General features: G+C 60.3%; 9 protein-coding genes. 5 read left to right on the top strand and 4 right to left on the bottom strand.

Translation table 11 applies throughout. The features are described 5' to 3' along the window. Window positions 1-71 precede the first annotated feature (71 nt). Window positions 72-542: a LysM peptidoglycan-binding domain-containing protein gene (locus P792_RS27585; protein WP_023978554.1), complete on the bottom strand. Its 471-nt coding sequence runs from the start codon at window positions 540-542 to the stop codon at window positions 72-74. Window positions 543-928: 386 nt separating this feature from the next. Between P792_RS27585 and rpsD the strand changes: the two genes are divergently transcribed. Beyond that, on the top strand, window positions 929-1,546 hold the full coding sequence (gene rpsD, locus P792_RS27580) for a 30S ribosomal protein S4 (RefSeq protein ID WP_023978552.1): 618 nt from the start codon (window positions 929-931) through the stop codon (window positions 1,544-1,546). Between the two features lie 107 nt (window positions 1,547-1,653). Then, window positions 1,654-3,216: a peptide chain release factor 3 gene (locus P792_RS27575; RefSeq protein ID WP_023978551.1), complete on the top strand. Its 1,563-nt coding sequence runs from the start codon at window positions 1,654-1,656 to the stop codon at window positions 3,214-3,216. Window positions 3,217-3,326: 110 nt separating this feature from the next. On the opposite strand, the gene P792_RS37600 is transcribed toward P792_RS27575, so the two are convergent. The 3 genes from P792_RS37600 to aroB form a co-directional block, all read right to left on the bottom strand. Beyond that, window positions 3,327-3,470, bottom strand: coding sequence for a hypothetical protein (locus tag P792_RS37600; protein WP_023978550.1), 144 nt, complete (start codon window positions 3,468-3,470; stop codon window positions 3,327-3,329). A 186-nt stretch (window positions 3,471-3,656) separates the two neighbouring features. Next, window positions 3,657-4,802 (bottom strand): OmpA family protein, encoded by a 1,146-nt coding sequence (locus P792_RS27570; protein ID WP_023978549.1) that lies wholly within the window; start codon window positions 4,800-4,802, stop codon window positions 3,657-3,659. A gap of 310 nt (window positions 4,803-5,112) precedes the next feature. Next, complete coding sequence (gene aroB, locus P792_RS27565) at window positions 5,113-6,795, bottom strand: 3-dehydroquinate synthase (RefSeq protein ID WP_081866697.1); 1,683 nt, start codon at window positions 6,793-6,795, stop codon at window positions 5,113-5,115. Window positions 6,796-6,897: 102 nt separating this feature from the next. Between aroB and P792_RS0118920 the strand changes: the two genes are divergently transcribed. The 3 genes from P792_RS0118920 to P792_RS38765 all read left to right on the top strand — a co-directional run. Further along, complete coding sequence (locus P792_RS0118920; RefSeq protein ID WP_023978547.1) at window positions 6,898-7,194, top strand: hypothetical protein; 297 nt, start codon at window positions 6,898-6,900, stop codon at window positions 7,192-7,194. Window positions 7,195-7,205: 11 nt separating this feature from the next. Further along, window positions 7,206-8,132, top strand: a complete 927-nt coding sequence (locus P792_RS27560; protein ID WP_023978546.1) for a tyrosine recombinase — start codon at window positions 7,206-7,208, stop codon at window positions 8,130-8,132. Between the two features lie 48 nt (window positions 8,133-8,180). Continuing rightward, on the top strand, window positions 8,181-8,710 hold a 530-nt coding region (locus P792_RS38765), incomplete at its 3' end, for a carboxyl transferase domain-containing protein (RefSeq protein WP_035439710.1).

Genomic DNA, 8,710 nt, shown 5'->3' with positions numbered 1-8,710 from the left:
GCCCCTGCCTGTGCGGAGCCCGCCTGAGCAGGCCCCGCTTATTGCTAAGTAATCGGTGGGTTTCGGCGAGATCAGGCCTCCGGGATACGGATCGTCTGGCCGGGATAGACGCCATCATGATGAGCCAGCTCGGCTTCATTGGCCTTGTGCAGATCCTCTGCTGTGACATCCGCATCCGTTTTCTCGGCAATGGCATGCAGCGTCTCTCCGGGTGAGACCTGATGAAATACCGGAGCAGGAGTGCCCTCTGGCACTGTGATATCGGCATGCACCGTGTCGATGCCGGCAATATTGCCGGCGGCGAGGATCATGGCATCGCGTTCGGCCGCGCTTTCAGCCTTGCCCTTCAGGGCGATGGTGCTGTCGCGCACCGTGATGTGCGAGACGGAAAGCTGCGACATGCCATATTGCTTGAAAGCGCGTTTGATGAGGCTCTCATGCGGAGCCTTGGGTGCGGGGGCACCGGCCGGGTTGATGGCCGCAACCTTTGCTTGCTCGTCAAGCTTGCGCCCGGCAGCACGGTTGAACTTGAAAATGGCCATGGTGGTCCTCCCTCGGATAACTTCTGATCATTATGCCATGAGACATGGCGTGTATCCATGCAGACGCAGCCGACCTTATGTTGTTCCGTCGATCCGAAATTTGTGAGCCGTGCGAGCTCTCCCGACTGGTGCAGGTGGCTGAAAGGCCCATCCTGCCGCCGCCGATCCGGGCAAATTTGATTGACATCGCAGAGGGGGTCCTGTAGGAGCCGCCGCTATTGCCGGGAACGTGGACATGCCGGCCGTTGTCAGATCGGGTTCTGCATCCCGTGACAGCGGTTCGAGGGATGCGCCCGTCTTTCCTAATTCGGGGGAAGGCCTACCGGCGCAACATGCGGTTGTCGCGCAGCGTCAGGACAACCCGAAGTCGAAGCGAGTTCTTGCACATGAGCAAGCGCCAAGAGAGCAAGTATAAAATCAATCGCCGTCTGGGCGTAAACCTGTGGGGCCGCGCCAAGTCGCCGGTCAACAAGCGGGAATACGGCCCCGGTCAGCATGGCCAGCGCCGCAAGCAGAAGCCCTCCGACTTCTCGATCCAGCTGATGGCCAAGCAGAAGCTCAAGGGCTACTACGGCAACATCAGCGAGAAGCAGTTCCGCAAGTACTATGACGAAGCCGTCCGTCGTAAGGGCGATACGTCAGAGAACCTGATCGACCTGCTGGAGCGTCGCCTGGATGCGGTGATCTACCGCCTCAAGTTCGCGATCACTCCGTTCGCTGCCCGTCAGTTCGTCAGCCACGGCCACGTGACGGTCAATGGCCGCAAGGTGAACATTCCTTCCTACCTCGTCCGTGACGGTGACGTCATTGAAGTGCGTGAGAAGTCCAAGCAGCTTGCTGTCGTTCTCGATGCCGCCCAGTCCGCTGAGCGTGACGTGCCGGAATACATCGAGGTCGATCATCGCCAGATGAAGGGCAAGTTCGTTCGCAGCCCGCGTCTGTCCGATGTGCCGTACCCCGTGCAGATGGAACCGAACCTCGTGGTCGAGTTCTACTCGCGCTAAAAGACCCGTTTCTTCCGGGTGTTTCTGGCCAATGCCGGATCGGGTTCACCCCCGGTCCGGCATTTGTCGTTTCTGGTATTTGCCGTTTTACCGAAGGTTAGTTTTCGATGTCCGAAGCCGCGTCCGCCTCCGTTTTTGCCACGGGCCTTGCCAGCGAGATCCGGCGCCGCCGGACCTTTGCTATCATTTCGCATCCTGACGCCGGTAAGACGACCCTGACAGAGCGTATCCTGCGCGCGGGTGGCGCCATCCAGCTTGCAGGCAATGTACGCGCGAAGGGTGAGCGCCGCCGCACAAAGTCCGACTGGATGGGTATCGAGCGTGACCGCGGTATTTCGGTTGTGACCTCTGTCATGACCTTTGAATATGGCGGCTGCGTGTTCAATCTGCTCGACACGCCGGGCCATGAAGACTTCTCCGAGGACACCTACCGTACGCTGACGGCTGTCGATTGCGCCGTCATGGTGATCGACGCAGCCAAAGGTATTGAGGACCGCACGCGCAAGCTGTTCGAGATCTGCCGCCTGCGCGATATTCCTATCGTGACCTTCATCAACAAGATGGATCGCGAGGCGCAGGACTGCTTCGGGCTGCTGGATGAAATTGCGTCGACCCTTGCGCTGGATACCTCGCCTGCCACATGGCCGATTGGGCGTGCCGGACATTTTGCCGGGACCTATGACATGCGCACGCGTGAGATACGCGGTGAGGCCGCGACGCTCTCGCAATCCGACGCGCGTATGGTTGCGCTTTCTGAAGAGCTCGAACTCGCCGAGGCTGCGCTGCCCTTGTTCGACCGGGAGTCTTTTGACGCCGGGCATTTGACGCCTGTGTTCTTCGGGAGCGCCATGAAGGAGATTGGCGTGACCGACCTGCTGGATGCCCTGGTGGCTTATGGTCCCGAGCCGCGTGCCCAGCCCAGTGAGACGCGTGAGGTCAAGGCCGATGAGGAACAGGTAACGGCGCTGATCTTCAAGATCCAGGCCAATATGGACCCCAATCATCGCGACCGTATGGCCTTCGCCCGTATCTGCTCGGGACGGCTGACGCGCGGCATGCGCCTGAAGCATGTCCGCACAGGCAAGCAGTTTGCGCTGCATACGCCACAGTTCTTCTTTGCGCGTGATCGTCAGCTTGCGGAGGAGGCCTTTGCGGGTGACGTTGTGGGGCTGCCCAATCACGGCACGTTGCGCATTGGCGATACGCTCAGCGAGAGTGAAGAGCTTCGTTTTACGGGCGTGCCGCATTTCGCGCCCGAAATTTTGCGTCGTGTGCGCCTGGATGACGCGATGAAAGCGAAGAAGCTGCGTCAGGCGCTTGTGGAACTGGCAGAGGAGGGTGTTGTGCAGCTGTTTCGCCCGCAGGACGGGCTGCCACCCATCGTAGGCGTTGTCGGCACACTTCAGCTCGATGTGTTGCAGTCGCGTTTGCAGGGCGAATATGGCGTCGCCATCGGGTTCGAATCGACGCCCTATACGATTGCCCGCTGGGTGACGGGCGAACGTACCAAGATCGAAGCCTATTCCATGGCGAACCGCTCAGCCATGGCAGATGATCTTGACGGCGATCCCGTTTTTCTTGCGAGCTCGAACTTCATGATGCGCCGCATGGTCGAGATGAATCCCGATCTGGCGTTTCACGATATCAAGCAGATTGGCCTGAGTAACTGATCAGCTGGCTGCTCTGCGAGATGCTGTTCAAATAAGACCCAACATGACGTTGTCTGGAATGAAAAAGCCCCGGGAGACCGGGGCTTTTTTTTGCCTCAAGAACGTGTCGTTCAGAGGGTCAATAAAGCGATCGCTCCAAGAGCGAAAAGCCCACCCACGAGAGCGCCGAGCATGAGGAAGACATTCTCGCCCTCATGATGAAGCGGCGTAATGCCGGTGCGGTCCGAACGATCAATATGATAAGTCTGAGCCATGGCCAACCTCCCCGGAGGGGCAAAGCGTGAACTGCTTATCCTCCGAATACATTACTTATATGTAATACTTTGGTCGGTGAGACAAGGGGAGATCGCAAAGAAAAAGGCCCCCAGCACGAATGCCGGAGGCCTTTATTCTGGAACCGATCAAGAGGCCTCCGGGGAGGCCTCTTTCTCAGGCCGAAATCAGCGCAGGATGATTTCGACGCGACGGTTCTGCGGCTCACGGGTGTTCGGACCCGTCGGGACCAGCGGGTGCTGCTCGCCGTAGCCGTGGATGTCGATCGCAGCGGCAGGAACGCCGTCACGGATCAGCTCAGCCTTGACCGACTGTGCGCGACGGACCGAGAGGCCCATGTTGTACTTCTGGCCGCGTGCACCGGGGTGAGCAGCAGAGTTGTCGGTGTAGCCGTTGACTTCAATGCGCGTCGTCTGGACGTGCGTGGAAGCCTGAGCTGCCTGGGCAACGATCTCACGAGCGCGGCCCGTCAGGTTCGACTTGTCCCAATCGAAGAACACTAGGTACGTACGAGCAGGCTGCACGACCGGGGGAGCAACGACGGCAACCGGCGGCGGCGGCGGGGGAGCCGTGTCGAAGGCATAACGCAGGCCCAGGATGAACTGGTGCTGGAAGCGGTCACCGAAGTTCACGTTGCCCTTGTGCAGGCCCGTGCCGTTACGGTTCCACGAGGTGGAGCGGTATGCACCATCCGTGAAGGTCTGGCCGATCATACGGTATTCGGTCGTGAGCGCGAGGCCCGGGACGCCCGGAATGTCGTAAGCTGCACCGACGATGCCCTGATAGGCAAAGCCACCCTGCGTGCCGCCAACGCGATTAACAGCGCCATTGGTGTAGGCGGTGGTGATCGGGTTGTAGTGCTGCCACAGGTAACCTGCACCGACACCGACGAACGGCGTGACGGGCACGTTGATGCCGAACTGGGCCAGATCGATGTCATACAGAACGTTGACAAAGCCGCCATAGGACTGGTCGGAACCGCTGGTCGAACCGGTCACCGGTGTCGTGTTGCGGTGGTTGATCTGGGAGTAGTTGTAGACGCCTTCGATTTCAGCGCGCAGGCCGTTGCCGAAGCCCCAACCGAACGAACCGAAGCCCGTGAAGCCGTCCTTGTGACGGAACTTCGAGCTCGTGCCGCCATTGCCGGTCGTGCCGTCGGCCTGGGTCGTCGGAGAGAAGTGAGCGTGCTGGGTCTGAACCAGATTGTAGCCACCGCCGATATTGACATACGGGCCGGTGATGGTGCTCGCCATGGCGATCGTCGGGGCGGCTGCCATCGACGTCATGGCCAGAAGTGCCGTGCGGAGACGCATTAGTTTCGTCCTCATAAATTCATCCATTCAAGCCTGCCGTTTTCCCTCCGGAGAGGCGAAGCAACAACAAGCTCAGCGCGATGCATAAGTGCGTATAGAGCCGTCAGTTCCGGTTCAGGAAGTGAGTTCCATGGGTATTTGACGATTAGACGAAATAGCCGTGTCAAAACTGCAACACTCCATTCCGCCCGATTAACAATTTCTTATGCAGCGAGCCGTTCTAACGGGTTTGTTCATGAATCGCGGCATCAAGGGATCGTGAGGAGAATGGCTGTTCTGTAAGGAAAAATCACCGAGCCCCCACGTCACCTCAGGGCGAGCAACCTTCCTGAACCAAAACGTCACGCACCGTGTCCATTTCAACATCACGGGTTGTGAAAGCCTGGCCTATACCGCGCAAGAGAACGAATGAAAGGCGTCCGTTGAGCACCTTCTTGTCGCGCGCCATTGAGGCGATCAGTTCGCTGGCGCTCAGCGTCTCATCAAACCAGTCGAGACCGGCGGGCATGCCAAGGCCACGCAGATGGGTGTCGATGCGTTCCATGTCGGCACGTGGGCACAGGCCGAGGGCGACAGAGAGGGCAGCGGCCAGATGGAGCCCGATCGATACAGCCTCACCATGCAGCAGTCGCCCGTCATAGCGAAAATGGGCCTCAAGAGCGTGGCCGAAGGAGTGACCAAGGTTGAGCAGAGCCCTTCCATCCTGTGCAGCCGTTTCCTTTTCATCGTCCATCACGACTTTCGCCTTGAAGGCGCAGGCACGTTGCACCGCCTCGCCAAGGGCTGCCGGGTCACCGTCTAGAAGGTCAGCGCCATGGGCTTCGCACCAGGCAAACAGGGCGGGGTCGGCAATAATGCCTGCCTTGACGATCTCAGCATAACCCGCGACGCGCTCACGGCGTGACAGCGTCGCCAGCGCTGAACTATCTGCCAGAACGATGCGCGGCTGGTAGAAGGCGCCGATAAGATTTTTGCCAGCGCGGGCATTGAGGCCCGTCTTGCCCCCTACCGAGCTGTCGACCTGAGAGAGCAGTGTTGTCGGGATCTGGACGAAAGGAACGCCACGCAGAACGCTGGACGCCACAAAGCCGGAAAGATCGCCCACCACGCCACCACCAAGGCCGATGACCGTTGTATGGCGTTCCATCCCGTGGTCCAGAATGTCATTGATCAGCGCCGCATAACGGGTGAGCGATTTCGACTCCTCACCCACCGGAACGACGAAAGGGGTGGCGTCGATACCGGTCTCGCCCAGTGCACCAAGCAGGCGCGGGAGGTGGAGCTTCGCCACGGTTTCATCGGTGATCACCACCGCACGCTTCTGGGGCAGGATGGGCGCCAGATAGGCCCCGGCACGGCTGATCAGGTCGGACCCGATCAGAACCTCATAATGATGCGACTCAAGCGTTACGGGTACCCGAAGCGGGTGGGCATAGGAATCGAGCGCCTCGATAATGCGCTGAGCACCATGATCGATGCTGTCATCTCCACAATCCACGACGATATCTGCCTCTGCATAAATGGGGTGGCGCTGCGCCTGAAGTGCGGCAAGCGTTGATTCGACATTACCCTTGTCGAGCAGGGGGCGACCTGTGCGGCCCGAAACGCGACGCACCAGCACGGGCAGGGGGCAGCGCAGCCAGACCGACCGGGCGTGGGCCTTCACCAGACGGCGCGTCTGCACGTCGATGAAGGCGCCGCCCCCTGTCGCAAGCACCTTGGCAGGCCCCTGCAGCAGGCGCTGGATCACCCGTCTCTCACCATCACGAAATGCCGGCTCGCCATGACGGGCGAAGATCTCCGAAATGGTGCAGCCCGCAGCACGCTCAATCTCAAGATCGGCATCCACGAATTCCAGACCGAGTCGAGCCGCCAGACGGCGGCCGATTGTCGTTTTCCCAGCGCCCATCAGGCCGACGAGAACAATGATCGGGTCAGCAGGGTTCGGGGCAGGGAAGTCCGATCCGGTTGCGGGATCAGGCAGGTCGGGCATCGGTTCGGTTCGATCGGAAAAAAAGGTGGGGCGTGACATTCGGGCAAGGCTAACATACAGGAAAGCGGCTCGCCACCGAGCAGCCCCGGCAGGGCGCGGCCTGTGGCTGAAAATCTTGCCCACGCGCCCGTCTTTCTGGAGTTTTTCATGTCCACGCTGAGCTTTCCCCGGATCGCCCTTGCATTCGTTGTCCTGATCGTTCTGGGTCTTGGCGGAGCTTTTCTGAAGCTGGGTATGAACCCGCCGCTGCCCGTACAGACGATGGTGCACAAGGATCTGCCGGGAACGCAGTTCGCCGCGACAACGGCTGATTCCGCACCGGCCATGCCGGGTGCCGCCCCCGCCAAACCCATGCCCGCCATGCCAGAGCCCGTCGCAGCGCCCACGCTTCAGCACTGAGCTAATCCCCCATGTCCGGGGTTGAAGGGCTCCCCCCGGCGGTAGAGGCTTTTCTGGAGATGCTGGCGGCGGAGCGCAATGCGGCCCCGCGCACCCGTCAGGCCTATGCCTCGGACCTCGCGGATTTTATCGCCTTCCTGAAGCGCCAGAATGAGGGTGAGCCTGCGGCTCTGCTCGAGGCAGGGCAGACAAGCATCGCCGCCTATGGTGCCTGGCAGGGGCGTTCGGGGCTCTCATCAAGTACCGCAGCACGACGGCTTTCATGCCTGCGCCAGTTCTTCCGTTTCGTGCAGCGCGAAGGGTGGTCCGATCATGACCCCACGGAAAGCATCCAGATGCCGCATCTGGAAAAGCCGCTGCCCAAACTCCTGTCGGAGGCACAGGTAGAGCGTCTGCTCGATGAGGGATGTCATGGCCATGACGATCCGCGGCGCGATCTGGTCAGTCGTACGGCGCTCGAACTGCTCTATACGACTGGTTTGCGTATTTCGGAGTTGCTCGCTCTGCCTGGGCGTCTGTTCAGGCGTGAGTCGGAAATGGTGCTGATAAGGGGGAAAGGCGGGCGCGAGCGGCTCATACCGATCTCCCACGCAGCTCGCGAAGCCGCTCTGGCGCTGCTTCATCATGACCGGGATATCGATAGTCCCTACCTCTTTCCCGGTCGTAACCCGGCGCGTGCCCTGACCCGTCAGGGATTCGACAAGATCCTGCTCCATGTCGCGCTCAGGGCCGGGATCGATCCTGATCTGGTATCACCCCACGTGCTGAGACATTCCTTCGCAACCCATCTGCTGGAGCGCGGGGCGGATCTGCGCGCCTTGCAGATGCTCCTTGGTCACGCCGATATCGCAACGACCCAGATCTACACCCATGTGATGCAGGAACGGCTGCGGCAGGTGCTCAACCAGCATCACCCGCTTTCCGATGATGCGCCATGATGAAGCGACGGATTGTTGTGGAACATGAACCCGTGCTATCGGCGGGGCATGCGTCAGTATCTCGATTTCGAAAAGCCGGTTGCCGAGCTTGAAAACAAGATTGCCGAACTTCGCCAGATGGCCAAGGACGGCGAAGGCATCAACATTGCCGACGAAATCGGCAAATTGTCCGACAAGGCGGAAAAGCAGCTTCGTGCGGCTTATACCAAGCTGACGCCGTGGCAGAAGGTCATGGTCGCGCGCCATGCGCAGCGTCCTCGCGCGCTTGATTACTTCAAAGGGCTGCTTGAGGAATATACGCCGCTTGCCGGTGATCGTCTGGGGCATGATGACCAGGCCATCGTCGGTGGTCTTGCCCGCTTTCGCGGTCAGGCTGTCATGGTGATCGGCACAGAGCGCGGTTTCGACATGGAGTCGCGCCTGCGTCATAATTTCGGCATGCCCAAGCCGGAAGGCTATCGCAAGGCGCAGCGCCTCGTTGAGATGGCTAGCCGCTTTGGCCTGCCGATCCTGACATTCATCGATACGTCAGGCGCATGGCCTGGCATTGATGCCGAAGAGCGTGGTCAGGCGCAGGC

It is taken from the genome of Asaia sp. SF2.1 (genome assembly GCF_000505765.1).
GTDB classification, from domain to species: Bacteria; Pseudomonadota; Alphaproteobacteria; order Acetobacterales; family Acetobacteraceae; genus Asaia; species Asaia bogorensis.
This window is presented reverse-complemented; position numbering and strand designations above follow the sequence as displayed.

Excerpts from the sequence above, each read along its gene's own strand:
- aroB (WP_081866697.1), bottom strand. The coding sequence starts at position 6,795 with ATGCCCGACCTGCCTGATCCCGCAACCGGATCGGACTTCCCTGCCCCG.
- P792_RS37600 (WP_023978550.1), bottom strand. The coding sequence starts at position 3,470 with ATGGCTCAGACTTATCATATTGATCGTTCGGACCGCACCGGCATTACG.
- rpsD (WP_023978552.1), top strand. The coding sequence starts at position 929 with ATGAGCAAGCGCCAAGAGAGCAAGTATAAAATCAATCGCCGTCTGGGC.
- P792_RS27570 (WP_023978549.1), bottom strand. The coding sequence starts at position 4,802 with ATGCGTCTCCGCACGGCACTTCTGGCCATGACGTCGATGGCAGCCGCC.
- P792_RS27575 (WP_023978551.1), top strand. The coding sequence starts at position 1,654 with ATGTCCGAAGCCGCGTCCGCCTCCGTTTTTGCCACGGGCCTTGCCAGC.
- P792_RS27560 (WP_023978546.1), top strand. The coding sequence starts at position 7,206 with ATGTCCGGGGTTGAAGGGCTCCCCCCGGCGGTAGAGGCTTTTCTGGAG.
- P792_RS27585 (WP_023978554.1), bottom strand. The coding sequence starts at position 542 with ATGGCCATTTTCAAGTTCAACCGTGCTGCCGGGCGCAAGCTTGACGAG.